This is a genomic window from Bacillus sonorensis NBRC 101234 = KCTC 13918 (assembly GCF_001592005.1).
GTDB classification, from domain to species: domain Bacteria; phylum Bacillota; class Bacilli; order Bacillales; family Bacillaceae; genus Bacillus; species Bacillus sonorensis.
In genome coordinates this window covers 86,507-112,057 of record NZ_BCVZ01000013.1, presented here as the reverse complement: position 1 = coordinate 112,057, position 25,551 = coordinate 86,507, and the positions used below count along the sequence as shown (strand labels likewise).

Sequence of the window (25,551 nt, the reverse complement as noted above, 5' to 3'; positions counted from 1 at the left end):
CCAGTACGCGCTCCAGCGTCTGATCGTTTTATGCTTGAAAAGAGCTGTATTAAATTCCATTTCAAATCGCATAAGGTCGTCCTCTTCTGCTGCGGTCAGCGTCAAATCAAACTTTGCCGTCTTGTGGGCAAATTCATGCGGTTTGAGGGTGATGCCTTCCATTGTCAATGCCCGCATATCGGCGTTCTGCATGGAGAAAACGGCATCAAATAATGGATTTCGGCTCATATCTCGCTGGACACCCAACTGTTCAATCAATTCTTCAAACGGATAATTCTGATGCTCAAACGCTTCAAGCACTGTTTCCTTGACTTCCTGCAAAAAGGCGGCAAATGTTTTTTCTCCTTGCGGATACGTTCTCATTGCCAATGTATTGACAAACATCCCGATGATCTTGCTTACATCGGCATGAGGTCTTCCCGCAACCGGAGAACCGACCACAATGTCGCGCTGTCCGCTGAGTTTGGCCAAAAACGCGCTGTAGGACGCGAGCAGAACCATGTATAATGTTGTTCCCGTTTCCTGGGCAAGCTTTCTCAAGGATCGCAAAAGCTCAGGCGACATCGCAAAGGCGAGGCGGTCCCCTTCAAACGTCTGAACAGCCGGACGGGTGTCGTCAGTCGGCAGCGTGAGAACCGGCAGTTCGCCGCTCAGCTTCTTGAGCCAATACTCTTCATGCTTTTTATCATGTTCCGTTTGAAGCGATTTCTGCTGCCAAACCGTGTAATCTTTATACTGAATCCGAAGCGGCGCAAGCGTCTCCCCGGCATAAAGCCGTGTCAGTTCATCGATCAAAACGCTGACGGATGCTCCGTCTGAAATGATATGGTGCATATCGACAAGCAAAAGATGCTTCTCTTCTGCAAGCCGGATGAGATTCATCCGGAAAAGCGGCGCTTTTGTTAAATCAAACGGCCTGATGAAATCATCAATCAGCTGTTCGGTTTCACGTTCCCCGGCGTCTATCACATCAACCGTAAAGCCGACGTCCTTCCAAATCCGCTGTACAGGCTCGCCATCCTTCATTTCAAATGAGGTCCGGAAAGCTTCATGGCGGTTGATGAGCCGGCGTGCGGATTCTTTCAGCCGTTCCACATCAAGCTTGCCTTCAAGGTGAAGTACAGACGGCATGTTATAGCTTTTCTCGGCGCCTTCAAGCTGCTGAAGGACATACAGCCGTTTTTGAGCTGATGATACGGGATATGTCTCTTGTTCTTCGGCGGCTTCAATATAGACGGATGATTTTCTCTCCGCCTGCGCCGCGGCCTGGGCCAGGCTTTCAATTGTCGGCGATTTGAACAAGTCTTTCAGCTGAAGATCGACATTCAGCTCTTTCTGAATCCGGGCGGTGAGCGTCATCCCGATCAAGGAATGTCCGCCAAGTTCAAAGAAATTGTCATGGACGCCGACCTTCGGAATATTGAGGACTTCCCGCCAGAGCTCAGCAAGCTTTGCTTCTGTCTGATTTCTTGGCGCCGTATATTCCGTTTGGCCGATTTGCGTGACATCAGGCTCAGGCAATGCCCTTTTGTCAACCTTTCCATTTCCAGTTAGTGGAAGCTCATTCAATTGCATAAACACGGACGGAATCATATAGCCTGGCAGCCCCTCCGCTGCATGCTCGCGAAGCTCGCGGTTTGACAGCTCTCGATCTGCAACAATGTACGCACAGATCATGTTGTCGCCCGCTGCCGTGTCGGTTGCTAAAACCGCGGCTTCCTGAATCATGTTATGTGTCAGCAGATGATGCTCAATTTCGCCGAGCTCGATTCTTTGCCCGCGAATTTTCACCTGATGATCGATCCGGCCGATAAATTCGAGCCGTCCGTCAGAAAGCCATCTTGCCAGATCGCCCGTGCGGTACATCTTTTGATCCTTTTTAAATGGATGGGCGACAAATTTTTCAGCCGTCAGCTCAGGACGATTAAAATAACCGCGGACAAGGCCGTCTCCTGAGACGCAGAGTTCTCCTGCAACACCTCTCGGCTGGACGTTTCCAAACGAGTCAAGAATCAAGACTTCCGTATTGCTGACAGGCTTTCCGATCGGCACGGACTGCGCATCGTCCGGCAGCTCATTGACCGGATGGCAGGTCGTGAATACTGTGCTCTCAGACGGCCCGTACATGTGAAGAAGCTTTCCTTTTCCGACGGCTTTCAGCGCTCTTCTGACATGGCCAACCGATGCGCGTTCACCGCCGAACAGCACTCCGCGAAGGTTCTTCATGCTGTCGGGACGCATATCTGTAAGCAGATTGAACAAGGCCGTCGTGATCATTAATACCGAGACTTTTTCTTTTTCAATTTCATTGGCAAGCCGCCCCATGTCAAGTATCGTCTCCTTAGGAGCGATCACCAGCTTGGCTCCGTTTAACAGTGAACCGAACAGATCAAACATGAACGCGTCAAATACATAGTTGGATATGGAAAACACGATATCCGTTCCCATGATCTTCATATAGTTCGGATTTTTCACAGTACGCAAGATGTTTCGATGGGTTACCATGTTGCCTTTCGGCATGCCTGTCGTGCCCGAAGTGTACGTCAGGTTCGCCAGCGTTTCCGGAGAAATTGGAACATTCAAGTTGTCCGCATCTCCCTGATAGAGCTGTTCATCATCAAGGATGATCACCTCGCCCGCAAATCCCGCTGTTTCGGCAAGCGGCTTCATCGACATTTGCGTTAATAGCACGGAAGCACCGCTGTCTTCGAAAAAGTGTTTGATCCGCTGTTTTGGATGATCGGGATCGATCGGTACATATGCAGCTCCGGCTTTTAACACAGCAAGAATTCCGACGACCATTTCAGCCGATCTGGCGGTGAGAATAGCGGCTGTCGCACCTGTTTCAACCCCGCATTCACGCAGTCGCCTTGCCAGTTGGTTCACTTTAGTGTTGAGCTCCCCATAAGTGAATACATTGCCTTCAAATTGAAGGGCAGGACGGTCTTTTGCTTGTTCCGCCTGTTCTTCAAATTGCTGCACAATCGTCCGCTCTCTTGGATAGTCGCTTTCTCCAGGATTGAACGCAACAATCTGCCGATTCATCTCTTCCTCTGTCAACAGGCTGTACTCCCCCAGCCTTTGAAAAGGGTCGGCTGTTATTTCCTCAAGCAGATGGATATAATGCTTCAGCATTTGTTCAGCCGTTTCTTTTCTGAACAGCTTTGTACTGTAATCCAAATCGATGATGATTTCTTCCCGCTCTTCTTTTGCCTGAAGCGTCAGGTCAAATTTGGCGATCTTGACATTCGTCTCTTGAACTGAAAGGCGCAAATCGCCGATCAGCGGAATCTCTTCTAGTGAATTTTGCAGAATGAACACCGTGTCAAATATCGGATGGCGGCTTAAATCACGCGGAACATTCAGCTTTTCGGCAAGCCATTCAAACGGGTAGTTCTGATGTTCAAATGCATCAAGCACCGTTTTCCGCACATGATCAAGCAACTCGGTGAAAGTCTGCTCAAGCTCCACCTTTGAACGGATCGCCAGCGTATTGACAAACATCCCGACGATGCCTTCCAGGTCAGAGTGGCTGCGGCCCGCCGTCGGCGTCCCGACAATGATGTCTTCTTGTCCGGTGTATTTAGCAAGCATTGTATTGTAAGCGGCAAGCATCACCATGTACAGGGTCGCCCCGTTTTTCTCCGCAAGTCTGTTCAGTCTGTCCTTCATCGCTTTTGGCAGGACGGCTGACACCCTGTCTCCTTCAAAACTTTGGACGGCTGGTCTCGGCTGATCCGTCAGCAGCTGCAATACCGGCAATTCTCCGGAAAAAACGTTCTTCCAGTAGCGCTCTTCTTTTTGATATCCGCCTTCAGCCTGAATTCTTTGCCAAGAAGCGTAATCTTTATAGTGCAAACGCAAAGCCGGCAGGTCTTCGCCTTTATACAGGCTTGCCAGCTCATGTAAAATAATCGAAATCGACACTCCGTCAGAAATCAGATGGTGCATGTCAAACAAAAGCATATGCCTGCTGTCATCAAGGCGGACGAGCCCGACTCTCATCAGCGGAGCTTTTCCGATGTCAAAGCGGCGGACGAAGGATGTCAAAATCTGATCTTCAGCCATGCTTCCGGCCTCGATCAGTTCAATATTGAACTGAACCTTTTGATGAACTTTTTGCCTCGGTTCACCATTGACTGACACAAAGGAAGTGCGCAGCGCCTCATGTCTGGCGATCAGCTTGTGAAAAGCGGTTTCCAGCCGCGGAAGATCAAGCGCCCCCTCAAGCATTGCGGCGGCCGGCATATTGTAGCCGATCCCGGCGTCCTCAAGCTGGCTGACGATATAGATCCGCTGCTGAGCCAGTGACAACGGATAGTCTGGACTTTCTGCCGCCGGCATGATTTCGCTGAACTCTTTCCGCCCGGCTTCAGATACATACTGGCTAAGCGCGGACACAGTCGGCTTTTCAAACAGGACCTGCAGCGGAACTTCGACGCCGAACGCTTTGTGAATTTTCGTCAGCATCGTCATGGCTTTCAGCGAATGGCCTCCCATTTCAAAGAACTGATCATATATTCCGACCTGCCCGGCACCGAGCACATCCTGCCAAATATGCGCGATTTTTTCTTCGTACTCGTTTCTCGGCGCGGTATATTCGGCTCCGCCTATGGCCGGCACTTCATGGCAAAGCAGTGCTTTTCGATCCACTTTGCCGCTCGGTGACAGCGGCATATCATCAATCTCGACAAAGTAAGAAGGCATCATATAATCAGGCAGCCGCTTTGACAGGTGCTCCCTTAATGCCGGAACTGACACCGTTCCGGCTTTTTTCGGCACGACATAGGCGCAAAGCTCAAGACTGTTGTTTTCTCCAGGACGGGCGAGCACAGCCGCTTTTCCGATATTCGTCGCTCCCTGCAGAATCGTCTCGATTTCGCCGAGCTCAACCCGATAACCGCGGACTTTTACCTGGTCATCTTTACGGCCGATAAAATCAACCGTGCCATCCGGGAGCCATTTGGCAGCATCACCTGTTCGATATATCATTTCTCCTGGTACAAACGGGTTCGCTGAAAATTTTTCGCCGGTCAGCTCCGGAAGATTCAAATATCCCCGGCCAACACCGGCGCCAGCTATGTACAATTCGCCTTCCGCACCGTCCGGCAAGAGGGCCCCGTTTTCGTCCAAAATGTAAAAACGGTTGTTGCCGAGAGGCTTGCCGATCGGGACATAGGCTGTTTCATACCGTCGTGGCCCGTCGCCTGGAATTGTAAATGCCGAAGCATCGACACAGGTTTCTGTCGGTCCGTAAACATTTGTGATCAGCGGCGCCGGCGCACCCGTTTTTGCAAATAATTGAAACAGCTTCTCCACCACGACCCACGAGAGCGCTTCTCCGCCGACGAGGATATGCTTCAGGCTGATTCCGCGGAGATCATCAGCCGCAATCAAAAGCTGTAAATGAGACGGTGTACAGTCTGTCATGTCAATGCGGTGACGGCGATAATAGGCAGCCAAAGCATATCCGTCGGAAACGGTCTTTTTTGGAACGATATACAGCGATTGGCCAAGTACGAGAGATGTGAAAATCTGCTGCACTGAAGCATCGAAATGAAACGGAGCCAAAAGCGCCAGCTTCAAATCCCCGTGCTTCAATGTATCCACCGCCTGCCGAAGCCCCCTCACAAGATGGTGAACCTGTCTGTGCTCAATCATCACTCCTTTTGGGCGGCCGGTTGTTCCGGATGTATAAATGATATATGCGAGATGTTCCGCTCCGGCCAAAGAAGGCAGATTTCCGCTCTCTTCCGTTTCGGCGACCGCTTCGTCAAACCGCAGTGTTTCAGCCGTATCAATATGAAACGCGCTGTCGGTAATGACCACTTTGGCATTTGAATCCTTCAGCATAAATCGAATTCTCTCTTCCGGAAAAGCCGGATCGATCGGAACATAAGCTCCTCCTGCTTTGAGGATGCCCAAAATGGCCGTCAGCGTCCGTTCTGACCGCTCCATCAACACGGCAGCCGGGATGTCGGGACCGATCCCCCTTTTGCGGAGCGCCCTTGCCAGGCGATTGGCCTGCTGATTTAACTCCCGGTATGACAGCTTTTTCCCTTCATAGAACAGCGCTGTTTTATCAGGAATCTCAGCTGCTGTTGATTCGAACAATCCGTGCAGCGTCATCTCCTGTTCAGCTTTTAAAGAAGAGGCGGATGCCCTGTTTAACAGCTGTTGTTTTTCTTCATTCGACATTACATCAAGATCAATGATTCGTTTATGGGGCGTTGTCAAGGCATCTTCCAGCAGTGTCATCAGCCGCCCGGAGAAGATGACCATTTCCTCGCGGCTGAATAATTCGCTTCTGTAATCAAAGTCGATGGCAAGTGTCCCCGTATCCCATCTTTCCTTTATATGAATGGAAATATCGTTAACCTCGCATCCGCTGAAAATCGGCTCGGTTAAAAATGAAACCGTTTCTTTTTGCTGCCATTGCATGACCTGGTATTCAAGAGAGACGGCAAACAGCTTATTTAGATTCGGCTGCCTGTCCCGCAAATCATTGATCAGGAGATTATACGGATATTTTTGATGCCTGATGACTTTCAGCTGATCTTTCATCCTTTCCTGCACAAATGCAGTAAAGTCTTGATGCGGATCAAGGTGCGCTTTCATCGGAATCGTCGAAACAAACATTCCGAGCATGTGCTTTTCCTTTGCATTTGTCCTGTTCCCCATAAATGTGCCGAGCACGACATCTTTATGGCCTGTTACTCTATGCATATAAATGTGCAAGATTGATAGAAACAAGGAGAGTGCACTTACATTGTTTTCCTGACAATACGCTTGAATTTTTTGATAAAGGGAAGGAGAAATCTCTTTTGAAAGGCGAGCAGCCTCTAAACGGATTTGATATGAATCGCTTTGCTTTAGAGATACGGGTTCCGGAATCGATTCAAATTGGGCATTCCAATATGCTTTATCTTTTTGGAACCGTTTGGAATGTTCATACTCCAATTCGCTCTGAATATGCTCCGTAAATGAAGCCTGTACGTCAGGGACATGTTCTCCTTTAGCCAGTTTCAAGTAGATGTCTGTGATGCGGTTGCCCAGAAGCGTCATAGAAATACCGTCAGCGATGATATGATGAACCTTTGCGAAAAACCAGCTTTCAAAAGGATTGATGCGAATGACGGCAAAGGTAAACAACGGGCTTTCATAAAGCGGCAAAGGCTGCTGCGCCTCAGCTTGTCCCCATTCAAGAACCCGGTTTATATCACCGGTCTCTGCAGCATCCATATATTTGATATCGAAAGGTTCATACTCGGCTATATACTGTTTTGGTTCGTCCCATTCACCAAGCTTCAGTCTAAAACGCATTGTTTCATTCGTGCGCACAAATTGCCGGATCGCCTCAGCCACTAAGTCTGTATCTATTCTTGACTCCGATTTCAGCTTTCCAAAACCGCTCAAATTTGAAACGCTTGTACCGGGATAAAATGTCTCTGTATACCAAATTCGTTTTTGAGCATGTGTCAGCGGATAATAAGTAGTGTTGTCCATTATCTTATGTTCCTCCTTCGTATGTTTGATTTGTGATGGCCTTACGCTTATCCGCAATACAGAATTGCGGCTTTGCAATGAATGAAACAGCGCTGTCACAGATTTGTCATTTCCAATAAAAAGTTATACTGTAAAAAAATGAAAAAGTCCACCCGAATAAAAACCGGGTGGACTCCCTGTCTATTCGGCAACCTGTCAACCGTAGCACTATCCGTGCCTTAGGCCATGGCTTTGCGTCCCTGCGTTTCCGCAGGTTTGCCTTTATCGTTTTTACTGAAATAAATTCATTTTCTGTCCATAGTTCACTTTAAATGAAAAAATTGTTTTTTTCACCGAAAAATAGGTGAAAAGATTCATGCGGGATGCCGAAATCCAGACGGGAATAATATGCGCGATTCCGAAATTTCAAAAAAAATATGCGGAAAAACGAAAAAATATCGTTTACATCCGCAATTTTTTAAGTGGAAAGTTAATAGTTTATTAACATTTTATAAATTTTTTAGAGGGATTATGATTTTAATATATTTTATAAAAATTTTATTTCAAAAAAATATAAAGATTGTTTACATTTTTTCACAAATCCTCAACATACTTCATCAAAAAATAAATTATTTCGATATAATCAAAAATATGCCGCTTAGCTTGCCGTTTGTACGGCTTTTGATTTCATATTGATGAGAAAGGACAGAACAATACTGAAGCATAGCACCAGGCTTAAAACAAGGAAAAGCAGTGATGCTGCGGCCGTTTTCAACAGAACGGCTGTAAAAATCGGTCCCAGGCTTGCTCCGATAAATAAGATAAAGGTATATATGGAGACGGCAAGCCCTCTGACTTCCCCGCCAAGCTGTCCGATCAAAGAAATCAATGACGGCGTAGCAACGGCGATTCCAAGCACAAATACGATGCTCATGACGATGAGAAGCGCCAATCCGCTGCTGAAACTCATCAAAAGCAGCCCGGCCGCGGCCGTGATTAAACCGAAGCGCAGAACAGGAAGACTCCCATATTTGCCGATGAACCGCCCCGCTATCGGCGAACAGATCATTCCGAGAATGCCGGCTGAACGAACCGCTAACAGCTGGTTGCCGGAAAGATGATACGATGAATGGGTCAAATAATGCCCAAGCGCTGAATACATACCGACGAATGTAAAGAGGATGGTAATCGTGATCACATAGCCGAACATTAAGGAGCGGCTGCCAAGCACGTCACCTATTCGACTGAAAGAAGAAAACATATGCCCGTCATGCCGCTTGACATCCCCTTTCGGCAAAAGAAACATGTTCAAAAACAAAGTCAGTACATAGACGGCGGACATTAGCAAAAAGATGGCATTCCAATTCCAAACCTCGCTGATATAGCTTGAAACGACCTGACCGCCAATCCCGGCCATTAAAAATCCGGTGCTAATAAACCCGATGGCCGTTCCCCGTTTTTCCTGAGGGAACATTTCCCCGGCATAAGCCAGGGCAACCGGCGAAAATGATGCGGCTGCTGCGCCTTGCAAAGCGCGAAATAGAATAAGCGCAGACAAGTTCTCTGCAAAACTGATCATCAGCGTAAAAACGGCTAAAAAACCAAGGCCGATGACAATGACGTTTTTACGGCCAAATCGATCAGAAACAGGCCCGTATATTAAACAGCCGAGTGCAAAAAAGATTGAAAAAATGCTGCCCGTCCAAGCCGCCTGATCCGATGACACCGCAAACTGATTCATGAATACCGTTGTCAACGGTATGGTGATGTATAAGCTCGACATCACGGCAAACCCCGCCCAAAAAAGCAGCAGCGTCATCAATCCATATTTTTGTTTGGTCATGTTTTCCCCTCCTAAATATCCCAGCCTTTTTCTTTGGCATAATAATCCATTAATTGTTCATAATCCTTGCCGTATTTTTCGGCAATCTTATCACCGAAATCTTTTTCGATATGCATCATCACGAGATCATCGAAAAATGCATTTTTCAGCAGCTCAATCACTGAAGGATGATTCGTCTCTACGCCCGACGGCTTTAATAGGCCGTCAAGGCTGCAGACAATCGCATTCCTGCTGTCCGCCAGCACGGAAACCTTTTTCGCCCCATACCGCGGCCAAGACTTCTCTAAATCTTTGCGCCGGTGAACAAAAACATGTTGCAGCGGTGTTTCACATTCTCCTAATGTAATGACAATAACCGTGACTCCGCGTTGCTCCGCGGCTAACAGCTCATCTTCAACCTTGTGCAGATTTTCTGCCCAAATATCGACGACAAGCGTTTTTTCCGCATTGGCAATCATCCTTTTAATCGCCGTATTCAGATGCTTTTCACCTTCCCAATGATAAAAAGACGGCGCCGGCTCGGGCGGCGTGTTCAATTTATCAACCAAAACGCTTGAGGTTTTTTCAAACTCCCTCTGCAAATATTTGACCACTTGCCTGATCGGAACAGCAGCATACTTATCGGTATCTCCCTTCGTCACCCGGCAAATTCCTTTGTCAACAAGCGCCCGCAGTGCGGCATACACGTTCGACCTGGATGTTGAAACCCGTTTGGCCACTTCATACCCCGTCATATCAGGCTGCTCGTGCAATGTCATATAACAGCGGGCTTCTAAATCTGACAGCCCGAGTTTTTTCAATTCTTCCATAATGTCCGCTCCCTTCTTAGTAGTTCTAAAAAACACTACTAGTATTTAAAAATACTACTACTGTTCATGCGAGATTGTCAACACTTAATTAACAAAAAAAGACAAGCAGGCTAAAAAAAGCCTGCTTGTCTTATAACATAACATCCTACATCGTTTTTGACAGCCCGATCGTCCGCTCAATGATGACGAGGGCGATCACAGATACCGCGATAAATATGACAGAAATGGCATTGACGCTCGGATCAAATGTCTGTTCAATATAGCTGAACGTCCTGACCGGAACGGGTGTGACCATTGGAGAAGATACAAATAGACTGATGGAAATCTCTCCAAATGACGTTACGGCGGAAAACACGGCCCCGGCAATCATTCCCGGTTTAATCAGCGGGAGAGTCACCTTAAAAAAGGTATGCACGGGACCTGCGCCAAGGTTCATTGATGCAAGCTCAAGCTTTGGGTCCAAATTTGCCACACTGACGCCGACCGTGCGAACGACATACGGAAGACTGATCAGCATATGTCCGATTACCAATCCCGTTATCGTTCCGTTGATCCCCATCATTGTGAATAAATAGAGCAGCGCCACTCCCAGCACAATTTGGGGAATCATCAGCGGCGAGAGAATAAAAGATTGGACAGCGTTTTTCCCCGGAAACTGCAGTCTTGCCAAAGCATATGATGCCGCTGTTCCGAGTATGACTGTCAGCGGCGTCACGATCACCAGCAATACCCCGCTGATCCAAATCGATTCCATCCATTCCGGACTGTTGAAAATCCCCTCAAACCAGCGAATCGAAAACTCTGTCGGAGGAAACTTTGGATATGCTGTCGGGCTGAACGCCGACAGAACAATCACACAAACGGGCAGCGTCAAAAAGAGGTAAACAAAAAGACCGGTCGTCCAAACGCACATATCAATCCACTTACCGGAAGATGTTCGGCGGAATTTATGACCACCCATTCATCCTCGCCTCCCAGCGTTTAAGAATGATTCCGAGAATACCGACAATCAAAAATACTGCGGCCAATAAAGTAAAGGACATGGCGGCGGCAAGCGGTAAATTAAACACTTGCAGCACCTGCTGATAGATCGACAACGGCAGCAGAGGCTGCATCCGTCCCCCGACTAAAAGTGGGGTGATATAACTTCCGGCGGCAAGCGAAAATACAATGACCGCACCGGTGGCCGTTCCGGGGATTGTCAGCGGCAGCGTAATAGAGAAAAACGTCCGCAGCCTTCCCGCCCCAAGGCTCATGGAAGCATGCTTCAAATTCGGTTTGATATCGTTCAAAGAAGTGGCAATCGGCAAAACCGCAAATGGAAGCATAACCTGGACGTACGCTATAATGACCGCATTCATATTCCATAAAAGCGGCAGCGGCTTTTCGATCAATCTCATACTGATCAGCGCCTCATTGATCAGCCCGTTTTGCGAAAGCAGCACAATCCAGGAAAACGTCCTGATGACGACGCTGGTCAAAAGAGGCGATACGAGCAAAATGTAGAATAATGCACGCCATTTCCGGTTTGGTGCTTTAACCAGCAAATAAGCGGCAGGATACGCCATCAAGAGGCATAAGACGGTGGTTTTCAATGCCGTCCACAGCGTTGTCCCGATCGTTTTCAAGTAAACGTCTGACGCAAATACCTCGATATATTGGGAAAAGCTGTACGAATCCAGCGTATTCATCATCCCGTCAACATCCTTGAAACTTAATATCAGTAAAAGAACGAACGGAAGTACGAGAAAAACCCCAAAAAACAACAGAGCCGGAATCAGCAAAAACCAATAAAACCGCTTCTGACTATCGACAGCCATGTTCATCCTCCTTTATCTCAAGAGGAACAAGGTCTTCCGGCTCCCATGCTATATACATCTCGTCTCCCGGCTTCGGCAGCTTCGGAAAGTGCGGATCAGGCACCTGAATGATCAGCTCTCCCTTTGCAAAAGCCGCCTTTAGTCTAATGGCATTTCCGATATAGCTGACATCTGTCAATGTTACGCGTCTTCTATTCTCCGAACCTTCCGGAGGATGATTAAGCCAAATCGAAATTCGTTCGGGACGCAGCATAAATAATACAGAGGAATAAGGCTTCTTCAGAACATTCCGGCTGACCTCAAAAGAAAGCGGAACACCTTCCCGCACTTCAAAACCGGGAACCTCATAACGATATGCGCCTGTTGAATCCTGCCTTTCTTCCGCCCGGGCCTCGAGGAGATTGACCTGTCCGATAAACTCTGCGACAAACCGGTTGGCAGGCTTGCGGTATACGTCCAAAGGAGCTCCAAGCTGCTGAAGCCTGCCATTGCCAAGCACCCCGATCCTGTCTGATAAGCTTAACGCTTCCTCTTGATCATGTGTCACCAGAATCGTTGTTATGCCGACGCGTTTTTGAATGCGGCGCAGCTCAAACTGCATTTCTTTTCGAAGTTTTGCATCCAGATTGCTTAACGGCTCATCAAGCAGCAATACCGAAGGCTGTACCGCCAAAGCGCGTGCGATCGCCACCCGCTGCCGCTGGCCGCCGCTAAGCTGATGGGGCATGCGTTTTGCGTATTTTTCAAGGTGGACCAATGAAAGGCTTTCCACCACCCGCTCTTTGAGCTTTTGCCGAGGCATTTTTTGAATTTTTAAACCGTATGCTACATTTTCAAAAACATTCAAATGCGGAAATAAAGCATAATCTTGAAAAACCATTCCGCAGTTTCGATGATAAGGCGGCAAATCAGTTACATCCTGTCCCCCTATAGATATAAAGCCTGAAGTCGGTTTAAGAAATCCGGCTATAATATTAAGGAGCGTAGACTTTCCGCAGCCGCTCGGGCCAAGGAGCGAGAAAAACTCTCCTTCCCTGACTTCAAGCTGTACGTCTTCTAATGCGATGTTATTCCCGAAATGCCGGCTGACATGCTGAATCTGAATTGCGCTCATGATTGCCACCTATTTTCCGCCAAGTACTTGATTCCAGCGATTTGTCCAATCGCTTATTTTTGTCGTTGCAATTTCATAATCAACCCATTTTAAATTGCTGTAATAAGCTTCTCCAACTTTAACTTTTCCCTTGAGCTTATCGCTGTATTTCACTTTTTTATTGGTCATGCCATAGAATGTCCTGTCTGAAAAATCCCTTTGCACATCAGGACTGATCAAATGGTTTAACAGCTTGTAAGCATTGTCTTCATTAGGGCTCCCTTTCATTACGGCCCAGCTTGCGAGGGCTGCAACCGCGCCTTCCTCAGGGTAGGCAAAACCTACGTCCAGACCGGCATCCTCAAGAGAATAGGCCCGGCCGTCCCAAAAAGGAACAACCCACGCGTCCCCGCGCTCTAGAAGCGTTTGAATCGAACCGGGGTTATCAGGATATGCCGTCACATTTTTCTTCAAATCCGCTAAACTATTGAACGCTTTATCCACATCTTTTTTATTCGATTCCAAGCCGCCTTGCGCATTAATTAAACCGGCAAAAAATTGGAGGCCGGCCGAATAAGTCGGGGAAGAAACGGCGACATGCCCCTGATAGCTGCTGTTCCAAAGGTCGGTCCATCGTTTCGGCTCTTGCGGAACAAGATCCTTTCGGTACGCAATACCGAGCTGCCCCATGCTGAACCCTGCCGCATATTGCTTACCGTCAACAGTGAATCGCTTTTGAACGGAATGATACAAATCTTTTATATTCGGAACTTTCTTCTGGTCAATCGGCTGCAGCAGCCCTGCTGACTGTGCCCGCTGAATTGAATCCGGCTGCAAAATCAAAAGATCATATGGAGCATTTTGTCCATTCGACGCTTTAAGCTTTGTGAGCCACTCAGAGTCTGTCCCGGAAACAACTTTGACTTTCAGCCCCGTATCTTTCTCAAATCCTTCAATGCTCGGCTTGATATGTTTTTCCCAATCACCGCCATATACGCCGATTACAACGGTATCGGATTTTTTATTCCCCTGGCCGCCGCTGCCGCCACATGCCGAAAGAAGCAGCATACTGATAAGAGACAGAATAAACAAAGCAGATATTTTTCTTTTCATTGTTATCTCTCCATTTTCGCATTATTTTTTACTCCCAGTTTCTCAAAAACAGCTGCAACAGCCTCTTTGCTGACCGGGCTGCGGCCTTTTTTCAAAACATAATCATGGACCAGATGTTTAACATGGGATCTTTGATTCGCCGGAAGCTTTCGCAACATTCTGGCCAGAGCTGTACTGGCCTCTTCGGTCCAGCGCTGTTCGTATTCCTCCCTTGCCCTGCCAAAATCCCAATGCTTCCTTGCTCTTCCTGCTTTCTCTCTTCTGATTTGATTCGTTTTTTCATCATCTATGCTGAGACGGCCGCTTTCATTTTTCCTCAGTGCCACGCCGTAGCGCTGTAAAGCGGCCTCCTCACTCAGCAGTTCTTCTTCAACTTCTTTCAACACCAGTTCGGCCTTCCGGATGAACGGATCACCCCATCCGCCGCCCCCGGGAGATTGAAGATTGACGATGTCCCCTTGTTCCAGCTTCAATACATCAATCTTCGGCATCATTTTTTCATCGGACTGACCCGGGTGAAGCCGGACGCGGCCCAGAGACCCTGCCTTTCCTCCGGCAAGTCCCCAAGGCTGAAAACGCAGGCGCTCCATTCCTCTGGCGGTTACGATCGATTCGGGTGCAACCGCCTCAAACTCCAGTCCAATCGCATGGCCGCCGCGGTGCAGGCCCGCTCCGGCAGTGTCTTTGACGAGCTCATAACGGTGAACATAAATATCAATATGCTGTTCCAAGCTTTCTATCGGCGTGTTTTTTAAAAATCCAGACGCATGGTCGATTCCGTCGGCTCCGTCCATATCATGCTGTCCGCCTCCTCCGCCGCCCATCGGTTCGACGACAGACATCTTTCTGCCGCCTGAAGATTCATCAGGCACAGACAGAACAACAATGGCCGACTGGCCGGCACCGGCTGCGGGCACCGCTTCAGGAAGCGCTTTTGCCAGCGCGCCAAGAACAGCATTATACAATCTCATCGTGATGGAGTGACGGATCCCTACCGCTGCCGGATATTCCGGATGAACCAATGTTCCTTTCGGAGCGATGACCTCAATCGGTCTCGTAAGTCCGCCGTTAACCGGAATATAAGGGTCTTCACTAATGATATAATTAATCAAACCTTGGTATAAAAACGAATGTTTTGTTCCGTTTGTTACAAGATTAAAAGCGGTTTGCACCTGCGGGTCGCAGTCAGAAAAATCAAGGGCGATTTTTTCAGCGGCGACTTTTGCCGAAACAGCAAGCCGAATCGGAACGTCCGAGATCATGTCATCATCAAGATAATCTGAAAAGCTGTACGTTCCATCTGGAATGCGGCCGATGACTTTGCCGGCTCTCATTGACGCCTGTTCAAGCAAATCATCCATTCCCTGACGGACGGCATCTTTTCCAAATTTGCCGATCATCGCCTTCAAACGGCTTTCGGCTGTCTTGACCGCCGCAATCATGGCGTTGATGTCTCCTTCATTTAAGTCCGGAACCCTGCTGTTGGCCCGAAGGATTTGCAATACTTCACGATTTTCCTTACCCGCCTTGTAAATTTTCACCGGGGGTATTCTCAAACCTTCCTGGTGAATATCAGTTGCAGTAGGCGAAATGCTGGCCGGAACCATCCCCCCCACATCGCTGCAATGGACGAATGCCCATGCATAGCTGATAATCTCCCCATCGATAAAAATAGGCTTAAAAACGTGAATATCAGGCAGATGAGTCGCCAATCCGTCGGTTGTATAGGGGTCATTCGTGATGACGATGTCCCCGGGTTCAAACGGGCCGCTTTCTTCAATTGCACGCTTTAACGACAACCCCAAAAAGATCGTCACACCCACTGTCTTCGGATACACGAAAAATTCTCCATCAGGTGTAGCCAAAGCAGTCGCAAAATCGGCAGATTCCTTTACAAATGTTGTAAAAGAGGTCCGTTCGATGACATGGCCCATTCCCGAGGCTATAGCGTTGAAATAGCTTCTCATCATTTCCAAACGTGCAGGATCTGTACGCATTATCGTCCGCTCTCCTTCCGTTCAATGATAAGGTTTCCCGCTTGATCAGCAGTAACCTGCCAATTTGGCAGAATCAGCGTCGTTGAATCATCCTGCTCAATAATGGCGGGGCCATCGATGCTCTGCCCGTTTGCAAGGGCGCGTCGGTCATAAACATCAGCCTGATATGTTCGGCCTTTTAACATGATCGTCCTTCTGCTTGCCGGCTCCGCATTTGAGCCCGTGCAGCGGCTGATTTCTTTTAGTGGCGGTTTTGGCGTTTTTCCTATGATCCTCACGCGCATATTCATCAGTTCAATGCTCGTTTTTTCGTCGCTGTGTCCGTATTGGCGTTCATGGATCAAATGGAAGGATTCTGCAATTTCTGCCTGACTGCTGCTTTCAAGCCATTCCGGTGAAACCGGAAGCTCTATCTCATACGCCTGTCCTTTATAACGGGCGTCAAGCAAGAATAGGAGGGACGTGCCCGCCAAAGACTGTACACGCTGTTTATCAAGCCACTTTTCGGCTTGCTTCGTCAGCTTTGCAAATTCCTCTTTCAATTCGCTCATGGTCATATCTTCAAGCAGCACCTGTCTTGAATAAACAGCATCATAGACAAAGTCTGCAGTCAAAGCCCCCAAAGCCGATAATGTACCGGGGCTCGGAGGAATGAGCACGTTTTTCGCCTGAATTTCCTCCGCCAGAAAATTTGCCGTCACAGGTCCGGCTCCTCCGAATGCCAACAGGCTGAATTCTCTCGGATCAAATCCCCGCTGTTCCATCACATTGCTTAACTCCGTATACATATTGGCAACAGCCACCTGAATCATTTGATCCGCTGCTCCCCGCACATCCGTACCTAAATAAGCGGCGATCGGCCGGAGCGCCTCCTCTGATTTTTCGCAGTAAAGCTTCATTTTCCCGGAAGCAAACCGGGCGGGATTTAAATAGCCGCAAACGAGAAACGCATCGGTAAGAGCGGCCTTTTCCCCTTTTCCATAACAGGCCGGCCCAGGGTGTGATCCGACCGATTCCGGTCCAACTTTCAAAAGTCCCCCTTTATCGATCCAGGCAAAGGAACCGCCGCCCGCTCCAATCGAATACATTGCAACGGACGGAATGGCCACCGGGAAACCGGAGATTTGGTTGGACTGTGTAAGCGCAGCTTTTCCTTCTTCAACGATTGAAATATCTGCGCTTGTCCCCCCGACATCAAACGTGATCACATTGCGTATTCCGGCAGATTCGGCAGCCCGAATCGCCCCGATGACTCCTGCGGCCGGCCCGGAAAAAAGCGTTTTGACAGGCGCCTTTGCAGCCGATTCAATATCCATTAAGCCCCCGTTTGACTGGGTAATAAATGGGGTCGCCGGAATTCCCGCTGTGGCGAGCCTCTCTTTCAGCGTGTCGAAATAGTGCCGTACATTTGATTTTATATATAAATTGGCGACAGACATGACCGTACGTTCATATTCTCTCATTTGCGCCCAAAGCTCTGAAGATGTCACTACCTCCAATTCCGGCGCTTTCTGCCTGATTCGCTCTGCAGCTTGATGTTCGTGCAAAGGGCTGCGGTAGCTGTGCAGGAAGGATATGACGATGCCTTCAAGGCCTTCTTCCAAAACTTTGTCGACTGCTTCATCAACCTCTTTCAAATGGAGCGGAATTTTTTCAGATCCATCATAAAGCATTCTCTCTTTAATCGGAAAAACGTATTTGCGGGGAATAAGCGGCTCAGGCATTCGCGATCTGAAATCATACGGAATCGGAAGGCGCAGACGCTGAAGAGAAAGAATGTCGCGAAAACCTTCGGTCACAAAAAGGGCGATTCTTGCCCCCTTCCGTTGCAGCAGCGTATTCAAGCCAATCGTCATGCCATGCACAAAATAATGAATGTTCGAAGGGTGAATCTCCTTCTCCTTTAACAGAGCTAAACCATTTATAATGCCCCGTGCCGGATCATCCGGAACTGTCGGCGTCTTTACCGCGGTCAGGCTCCCATCTTCCGGATTCAGCAACGAAAGGTCGGTAAAAGTTCCTCCAATATCGATTCCAAGGCGGTATCTATCTGCACTCAAAGCCCGTCTCCTCCCTCTACAAGACAAATTTCGACAAAAATCCCTTATTTTCTAAAATATGTGACTATAATATTAATAAAGTGAAACAAAGTAGTCAAATTTATTTCCTTCATTTTCCCAGTCTTTTTCTCTATCATTTTTTGATTTTAAGATAGCATAAAACACCAATTCTATTATGGTTGTTCACAGTATTTCACATTTTTAACGAATAAAGATACTCTTTCCTAAAACCTGTTTCGGAAAATTGGCCTTCAAAATAACCAGTCTGATAGCTCTCCGGCCAAACAACAGGACAATCGAACCTGTAATTCCTGATCTAAAGGATTCATTTTCATTAAATTTTAGGATTTATTCACCATCTCCCTTTTACAAAGTGGTAAACTCTTCACTAAAAAGATGAGGGAAGGGGATGAAGAATGAAAGTTTATGAAGCAAACTCCCTATTAGCAGCGATGAAGGAGCGGCTGGAAGAGTACAAAAGGTTTAGAGAAGATCTTGTCAGCCTAAAAAAAGCTTTTCAGGGCATAGCCGATTTGGACGACGACTTTCAGGGAAGAGGCGCGGACAACATTAAAGCGTTTTACAAGGATCAAGCCGGTATTGTCGACGACTGGCTCAATCTGGCCGATATGCAGATTCAGTTTTTGAACGGGGTCTCAGGCATGATGGCCGATGCCAATCTTTCGGGCGACACGTTTGTGGACATGGAGTTTCTTGAAAATCAGCTGGCTCACGCCTATCTGAATTCGAAAACGATGGTTTCTGAACAGAAAAAGGAACTCAAAAGCATATTAGAGGAAATCAATGACTTAATTTCCTTAGAGACATTTTCAGCCGCTGAATTCAAACATTATTTAGATGCCGCAAACAAAGTGCTTACAGACACCATTCAAGCGGTCAATGATCTTGACCACTTACTCAAGAGAGAATACGAAGCATCAGAAATCGCACAGCAATTAGCCGCCGCAGACTACTCTGCTTTAATCAGCGCAACCGGCCGGGGAAAAAGCGCCGCTCCCATTCGCTACAATGCCAAAGCTTATCAGGGCAGTGAAGCCTATCAACTGAAACAAAACATACATAAACGGGTTGAAGTCTATATCAAATTAAAAAAAGACCAGGCCGAAGCCCGGAAAATGGCAAACATACATAAAGAACAGGCAAGTCAGACAATCGTTTGAAAAAGACTTGAAAAGATGACTAAATGGCAAATTGAAACCGCAAGTCGCAGGCCTGCCAGAGGAACAGTTTGCCGCAATGGAGGTGACAGCCTCCGCAGTAAGCATGTAGAAATAGCCGATCATCTGCATCGGATCATTTAAATAAAAAGCTGCCGTTATCCCGGCAGCTTTTCATTTTTGTCCGATTCCAAATGATGATAAATAATTGGACAGCTTAGGAATATCCTGTCTGCTGTCTGCAAGTCCTATGTGTCCATCCGGCCGTACAAGGTAGAGGGCATTGCGCAGAAATCCCGCCTTCCCGCAGGCCGGGTTCCATTTAAACTCATACAGTGCAAGGTTGTGTTTTCCCGCAGTTTCACGCATCTCCTCGGTTGCCTCACCATAGATGTGAATCTGCCAATCAGCGGATATGAGCGGCGCGAAGTTATCAATCCCATCACCGCTGACCCAAGGGAGACGGTCCCCACCTTGAAGCTTCCCGGCCTTTCCCACGCTCAGCGCACTGTCTCGATAATGGATGCGAATTTGTGAGACAGTGTTGAATGCGGCCTTTTTCACCGTTGAAAAACCCAGGAGAAACGGCGCGACATGAGGAATAAGAACGGTCCTGACGAGCCTTCCCGTAAGGTTTTGACCGATGATGGCATGAAAAGCCTTGTCTGTCGTATTGACAAGCTGCCGGGCAAAAGCACGCCGTTCCGTTTCATAGCTGTCCAAAACCGCTTCATCGGCCCGCCCATGAAGAACCGCCGCCAGCTTCCATGCTAAATTAACGGCATCACCGATGCCCGTATTCATCCCTTGGCCGCCCACCGGACTATGAATATGTCCGGCGTCTCCTAAAATAAAAACCCGCCCTTTGCGGAATTTACCGGCCACACGATGATGAACGCGATACGTCGAAAACCAGTTCACACCGTGAATTTTGGAGCAGATTTTCTATAAATGGAGCAACATCTTCGAACGCCGGCTTCCCGCGGTCTTCCAAGGCCGGGGGGAGAATGCCGATGAATCGGTTTAAACCCGTGCTCCTTACTGGGAACACAATACAAAATCCGTCTTCACCAAGGCACATATTCAGATCATGTTTTGAAGCGGCGTCACCTGATGCTTCCGCATCAGCGACATAAAAGGTGTGCTCATACGTGCCTCCGTGAAAATCGAGGCCCAAACCGCGCCGTACGGTGCTGTGGGCGCCGTCGCACCCGCATAGAAAAGCGGCCTTGACCGTTTCCGTTTTGCCGTTTTTCTTTAGCTCAGCCGCTACATATCCGCCTTCATCAATAAATGAGCTGAGCTCTGTTTCCCATTCAACCTCGATCCCGGACTCCTTTAACTTTTCAAGCAAAAACTGCTCATGTTCATCCTGGGCAAAGCTAAGAACAAAAGGATAAGGGCTTAGTCCTCCTCCCATATCCCCAAGTTCGGCGCGTCCCTTTTCTTTACTGCCTCCGCGAATATGAAGCTCATTGACCTTAATCCCTTTTGCAACGGCTTCATCGGCGATGTCAAGCTGCCGGTAAAATTCAAGTGTACGGGCATGAACCGCCATTGCCCGGGATGTCCGGCCCGGGCCTGAATTTTTGTCAATGATGCGAAGCGGCACCCCGCGCCTTGCAAGATAAAGCGCAAGCACCAATCCTGTCGGTCCCGCCCCGGTGATCAAAATTGAATTCATTCATGACCATCCCTTTTGATTACATATTTTCTTTTATTGCCTGCCCGGAGGTTAAACAGAAGGACTTCAGGTCGGCGATGATATCTTGGGCACTTTCATACGGAGGATCAATCTGCAGCATTTTTCGTAAAACGGCTTTTAGCCCGGGAGATACAGAAAGCTCTTCTTCCCAGCTTTTTTCATCTTTTGTTATAGGTGTATATCCTGAATACAAAAGAAACAGCGTAAAATGCCCCAATGCATAAAAATCGCTTTTCACAGAAACGGATCGCATCAGCCTTTTTTCCGGGTGCCTGTAAACTATCCTTTCACGGTCTGCCAGACTGCAGGCAAGCCCGTAATCGATAATGCGAATGCTTCCTCCCGCGTCAAGAATATTGGGTATTCTCAAATCGCGGTGAATCAACCCGCAGCCATGAATCGAAGAGACGATTTGAAGAACCTCAAGCAATCTTAAAACAGTTTGCCGTTCGTCAAAAATACGGCCTTCATAAAAAATCAAATCTTCGAACGTTTTTCCGTCAATATATTCCATCACGATAAAGCGGTTCCGCCCGATTTTCAATACATCATACAGGCGGGGCGCTGCAGGAGGGGCCAATTTGCTTAAAATCCCCGCTTCCCGGGCAAAAGACTTCCGGCCGCCTTGTGTCCATCCTTTTGTTTTTCGCAGCTGTTTGACGACACAAGGGCCTCCGCCGTCAAGCCGTTCGGCTAAATATGTGATGCCGTAGCTCCCCATCCCCAGAACACGTTTGATGTGATATCGTCCGGCAATTTCTGTTCCCTTTTTTAACGGGCGGTCAAATACCCATCTTAGAACCGTTTTCACAGGAAATCAGCTGCTGTAAAATTTCTTATGTTTTCTTTTGTAATGATGATGACCATAGCCTTTTTTTCTATAATCGCTGCTGCTGTACTTTTTGTTCGGGCGCCTTCCATAGTCGCTGCTGCTGTATTTGCGGTAACTGCTGTTTTTTAACGATTTCAAAAGTTTGCGTAGCACATCCATCCACTCCTTGTCAGGTTATTTTATAACATTCGTTGGGTAAGCTCCTGTATAGGGGTTCCCAGAGGTATAACATTTTTCTTTGTTATGGGAAAATTAGATTTTTCATCTTAAAAACCTTCTTTTCACCCAAAGAAATTTTCAAATCCTCAGCAAATTACATTAGCTATTCTATTTTTTACAAGGGAAAACAAGATTGTCTTCACTTTATATATCGGATCATCTGTAATATCCTCATCTTGTGTTTGATTCGAGTTGCTGCGCCCCAAAATAATGAAGGCGCTGATGCTGTTCAGCGCCTTGCTTTCTCTTTGCTTTAAAGGTTATCTCCGTTCGTCTTAATCACGTCCTGATACCAATAAAAGCTTTTCTTTTTGATCCTCTTTAAGTCTCTTACATGTTCTTCATCTCTGTTCACATAGACAAATCCGTATCTCTTTTGATATCCATTAAGCCAGCTCAATAAATCCGTAAACGACCAGCTGCAGTAGCCGATTAAATCTACTCCGTCGCTCACAGCCTGTTTGCATTGTTCCAGATGGGCGCGCAAATATGCGATTCTGTAATCATCCTGAATCGTGCCGTCTTGTTCAACTTTATCAAATTCTCCCAATCCGTTTTCCGTAATAAATACAGGAAGGTGGTAGCGGCTTGAAATTCTGCGCAGACCGATTCTGAGGCCGATTGGATCAATGGCCCAGTCCCAGTTTGACGTTTCTAAATGAGGGTTCCTTTTCGTTTTATACAAACCCGGCATTCCTGTTTCCTGATTGCTTCCTTTTTGGCCGGTTGTGTTCATTTTCCCTTCTGAAACACCGTCCAGCGGATTCATTTCATAGGTGATGGTCTGATAGTAATTCACTCCCACAAAATCAGGTTTCCCTTTTGCCAACAAATCCATATCTCCATCCGCTATCGTCGGTGCCCAGCCTTTTTCCTGCAAATACTGAAAAGGAATAGCCGGATATGTTCCCCGGCAGTATACATCAAGCCACCAGTGATTTGTGAATTCCTCGGCGTTTTCGAAAGCGAGGATGTCGTTCGGATGGCTGGATAGCGGATAGGCCGGCGAATAAGCAAAGCTTGGCCCGATTTTTCCGTCCGGAACATACCGGCGAAACGAATCTATCGCCTTGGCATTGGCTAAAAATGCGATATGATTGGCTTCATAAAACCGTTTTCTGTCCTTTACTCCCGGAGGATGCATGGCCGTAATAAATCCGTGGTTAAAGTTGTAGTTTTGCTCATTAAGGGATACCCAATGTTTCACCCTGTCTCCATACCGCTTGTAGAGCGCCACGCAGTATCTGTCAAAATCCTCGATGATCCGCCTTGATTCAAATCCCCCGTACTCTTCCATTAAAGCTTGGGGAAGGTCCCAATGATAAAGCGTTAAAACAGGTTCGATGTCATGCGCCAGCAATTCATCAATCAAGCTGTCATAAAATCTTAAACCGGCTTCATTCACCTCTCCCCTGCCTTTTGGAAAAATCCGCGGCCAGCTTACTGAAAAGCGGTATGCCTTCAATCCCATTTCAGCCATCAAAGCGACATCTTCTTTAAAACGGTGATAATGGTCGACTGCAATATCTCCGTTGCTGCCCTTAAACGTTTTACCCGGAATTTTTGTGAATACGTCCCAGACCGAGGCGCCTTTCCCATCCTCGTCCCAAGCTCCTTCCACTTGGTAGGCGGCAGAGGCAGAGCCCCACAAAAAATGTTCGTGAAATGATCGCAAATCCTGATGAATCATATGGTTTCACTCCTATTTGAATTGTTTGCATCTTATCATATCCTATGAAACGCGTTTCACATCAAACATCTTCTGAAAACAGATCGGCAAGAAGCTTTTCGCGATGCTGAAGGAAATATTTTGTCAGCATATAGTGATCGGTATTCTCATAGCTCACTTCAGCAATGTTTTCACCGTCAAAGCTGAAAATCTGCGCTTCCGGATATCCGAGCAAAATCGGGGAGTGGGAAGCAATGATGAACTGGGCTTTCCTGCTGCGGGTCAAATCATGGATGATTTTCAAAAAAGTCAGCTGCCTTGCCGGAGATAATGCAGCTTCAGGCTCATCGAGAAGATAGATCCCTTTTTCGTCAAAACGGTGTTTGAAAAGCGATAAAAATGATTCGCCATGTGACTGTTGATGGAGGGACCGGCCACCATAGCCCCTTAATCCCGGATTTACTTTCTCAATATAAGTCGCAAAATGATAGAAGGATTCAGCACGCAGGAAAAAGCCGTTTGTTGCTTTTGGAAGCCAGGAAAGCCTGATATAGTCTCCCAAGGAAGAGCCTGATGCATGCACTTTATATGTATGATTCCTTCCACCGCCTGCCGTGTTGAATCCGGATTTATCAGCGATTGCTTCAAGCAGGGTCGATTTCCCGGAGCCGTTTTCCCCGACAAAAAACGCAACATTTTGTTCAAAGGTTAATTCATTCAAGTGTCTGATAGCCGGAATTGAAAAGGGATATGTTGAATCATCAGAAATGTTTTCTTGCAGCAAAGTCAGTTTTTTTAAAAACATATGGCATCACCCGCTTAGGCTTTTACTTTTACTGTAACACGACTCTTCTGTTAAAACGAAAAAAGAGGTTTGGCCTGTAAGCTCAAACCTCATCCGTTCATATTTCGCGTTGTTTTTACAAGCGCTCTGCCGCATAATCCGGTCGGCAGACACATCGGCTTTTGGTCGACCGGGCTTTTCATAATGCAGCATTCAAGGCCAAAAACGTCTCGGAACAGCGCTGGTGTAAATACTTCAACAGGAGCTCCGGCGCTGTATACTTTCCCGTCCAATATGCTGATTAAATAATCGGCGTACTGTGACGCCTGATTCAAATCGTGCAGTACCATGACAATTGTACGGCCATGCTCCCGATTCAGTTGTTTTAACAGCTCCAATACTTCGATCTGATGCGCGATATCCAAAAAAGTTGTAGGTTCGTCAAGCAGAAGCAGATCCGTGCCTTGCGCCAAAGACATGGAAATCCAGGCTCTCTGCCTTTGTCCGCCGGAAAGGGCATCAAGCGTCCGATTGCGCAGCTCCTCCATTCCCGTAGCTTGTAAAGCCCAGTCAACCATGTCATGATCTTCTTTTGTATGCTTGGAAAGCAGTTTTTTATGAGGATGTCTTCCGAAGTAGCAAAGCTCCTCCACGGTAAGCCCTTCCGGCGCCTGGGGCGATTGGGGCAAAATCGCCATTTTTTTCGCGATTTCTTTTGACGGCTGCCTGTGAATTTCTTTTCCGTCCAGATACACAGAACCCCTTTCAGGCGTCATGATCCTTGCCAAGGCTTTCAATATCGTTGATTTCCCGCAGCCGTTTGAGCCGATCAGAACGCTGATCTTGCCCTCTGGTATTTCCAAATCAATCTCGTTGATGATTGTCGATGTGTCATAAGAAAGAGTCAGCTTTTCCGCCGCTAGTTTCACCGTCATCATCCTCCT

At 47.5% G+C, this 25,551-nt stretch carries 17 protein-coding genes and 1 riboswitch; of the genes, 1 reads left to right on the top strand and 16 read right to left on the bottom strand.

The window, feature by feature from the left end; genetic code table 11:
- The 9 genes from BTR1S_RS14745 to BTR1S_RS14705 all read right to left on the bottom strand — a co-directional run.
- On the bottom strand, window positions 1-7,506 hold a 7,506-nt coding region (locus BTR1S_RS14745; protein WP_061781680.1), incomplete at its 3' end, for a non-ribosomal peptide synthetase.
- 183 nt (window positions 7,507-7,689) lie between these two features.
- A riboswitch (cyclic di-GMP riboswitch) is annotated at window positions 7,690-7,776 on the bottom strand.
- A 367-nt stretch (window positions 7,777-8,143) separates the two neighbouring features.
- On the bottom strand, window positions 8,144-9,328 hold the full coding sequence (locus BTR1S_RS14740) for an MFS transporter (protein WP_034326561.1): 1,185 nt from the start codon (window positions 9,326-9,328) through the stop codon (window positions 8,144-8,146).
- An 11-nt stretch (window positions 9,329-9,339) separates the two neighbouring features.
- Window positions 9,340-10,140, bottom strand: coding sequence for a TrmB family transcriptional regulator (locus BTR1S_RS14735; RefSeq protein WP_029419411.1), 801 nt, complete (start codon window positions 10,138-10,140; stop codon window positions 9,340-9,342).
- A 142-nt stretch (window positions 10,141-10,282) separates the two neighbouring features.
- A complete protein-coding gene (locus BTR1S_RS14730; protein ID WP_029419412.1) occupies window positions 10,283-11,098 on the bottom strand; it encodes an ABC transporter permease in 816 nt (271 codons plus the stop codon).
- Window positions 11,085-11,957, bottom strand: a complete 873-nt coding sequence (locus BTR1S_RS14725) for an ABC transporter permease (protein WP_006640174.1) — start codon at window positions 11,955-11,957, stop codon at window positions 11,085-11,087. Before BTR1S_RS14725 ends, BTR1S_RS14730 begins: the two co-directional genes overlap by 14 nt.
- Complete coding sequence (locus tag BTR1S_RS14720) at window positions 11,944-13,071, bottom strand: ABC transporter ATP-binding protein (RefSeq protein ID WP_029419413.1); 1,128 nt, start codon at window positions 13,069-13,071, stop codon at window positions 11,944-11,946. Before BTR1S_RS14720 ends, BTR1S_RS14725 begins: the two co-directional genes overlap by 14 nt.
- 9 nt (window positions 13,072-13,080) lie before the next feature.
- Entirely contained in the window at window positions 13,081-14,163 is a 1,083-nt protein-coding gene (locus BTR1S_RS14715) for an ABC transporter substrate-binding protein (protein ID WP_029419414.1), read from the bottom strand.
- 2 nt (window positions 14,164-14,165) lie between these two features.
- Window positions 14,166-16,160, bottom strand: coding sequence for a hydantoinase B/oxoprolinase family protein (locus tag BTR1S_RS14710; protein WP_006640172.1), 1,995 nt, complete (start codon window positions 16,158-16,160; stop codon window positions 14,166-14,168).
- On the bottom strand, window positions 16,160-18,220 hold the full coding sequence (locus BTR1S_RS14705) for a hydantoinase/oxoprolinase family protein (protein WP_029419415.1): 2,061 nt from the start codon (window positions 18,218-18,220) through the stop codon (window positions 16,160-16,162). Before BTR1S_RS14705 ends, BTR1S_RS14710 begins: the two co-directional genes overlap by 1 nt.
- A 416-nt stretch (window positions 18,221-18,636) precedes the next feature.
- Between BTR1S_RS14705 and BTR1S_RS14700 the strand changes: the two genes are divergently transcribed.
- On the top strand, window positions 18,637-19,401 hold the full coding sequence (locus BTR1S_RS14700; protein ID WP_006640170.1) for a T7SS effector LXG polymorphic toxin: 765 nt from the start codon (window positions 18,637-18,639) through the stop codon (window positions 19,399-19,401).
- Window positions 19,402-19,572: 171 nt separating this feature from the next.
- Here BTR1S_RS14700 and BTR1S_RS23625 read toward each other — a convergent pair whose 3' ends face one another.
- The 7 genes from BTR1S_RS23625 to BTR1S_RS14675 form a co-directional block, all read right to left on the bottom strand.
- Window positions 19,573-20,283 carry an FAD-dependent monooxygenase gene (locus BTR1S_RS23625; RefSeq protein ID WP_369692097.1) on the bottom strand — a complete coding sequence of 237 codons (711 nt, stop codon included), beginning with the start codon at window positions 20,281-20,283 and terminating at the stop codon, window positions 19,573-19,575.
- Window positions 20,273-21,082, bottom strand: a complete 810-nt coding sequence (locus BTR1S_RS23620; protein ID WP_326187435.1) for an FAD-dependent oxidoreductase — start codon at window positions 21,080-21,082, stop codon at window positions 20,273-20,275. Before BTR1S_RS23620 ends, BTR1S_RS23625 begins: the two co-directional genes overlap by 11 nt.
- A gap of 19 nt (window positions 21,083-21,101) precedes the next feature.
- Window positions 21,102-21,914 carry a serine/threonine protein kinase gene (locus BTR1S_RS14690; RefSeq protein WP_006640168.1) on the bottom strand — a complete coding sequence of 271 codons (813 nt, stop codon included), beginning with the start codon at window positions 21,912-21,914 and terminating at the stop codon, window positions 21,102-21,104.
- 6 nt (window positions 21,915-21,920) lie between these two features.
- Entirely contained in the window at window positions 21,921-22,088 is a 168-nt protein-coding gene (locus BTR1S_RS22865) for a hypothetical protein (protein WP_167373806.1), read from the bottom strand.
- 319 nt (window positions 22,089-22,407) lie between these two features.
- The gene (locus tag BTR1S_RS14685) at window positions 22,408-23,844 is read right to left on the bottom strand and encodes a glycoside hydrolase family 1 protein (protein ID WP_006640166.1); all 1,437 of its coding nucleotides are present in this window, start codon (window positions 23,842-23,844) and stop codon (window positions 22,408-22,410) included.
- 61 nt (window positions 23,845-23,905) lie between these two features.
- Window positions 23,906-24,628, bottom strand: a complete 723-nt coding sequence (locus BTR1S_RS14680; RefSeq protein ID WP_006640165.1) for an AAA family ATPase — start codon at window positions 24,626-24,628, stop codon at window positions 23,906-23,908.
- 89 nt (window positions 24,629-24,717) lie between these two features.
- On the bottom strand, window positions 24,718-25,542 hold the full coding sequence (locus BTR1S_RS14675) for an ABC transporter ATP-binding protein (protein ID WP_034326611.1): 825 nt from the start codon (window positions 25,540-25,542) through the stop codon (window positions 24,718-24,720).
- Between the last annotated feature and the right edge of the window lie 9 nt (window positions 25,543-25,551).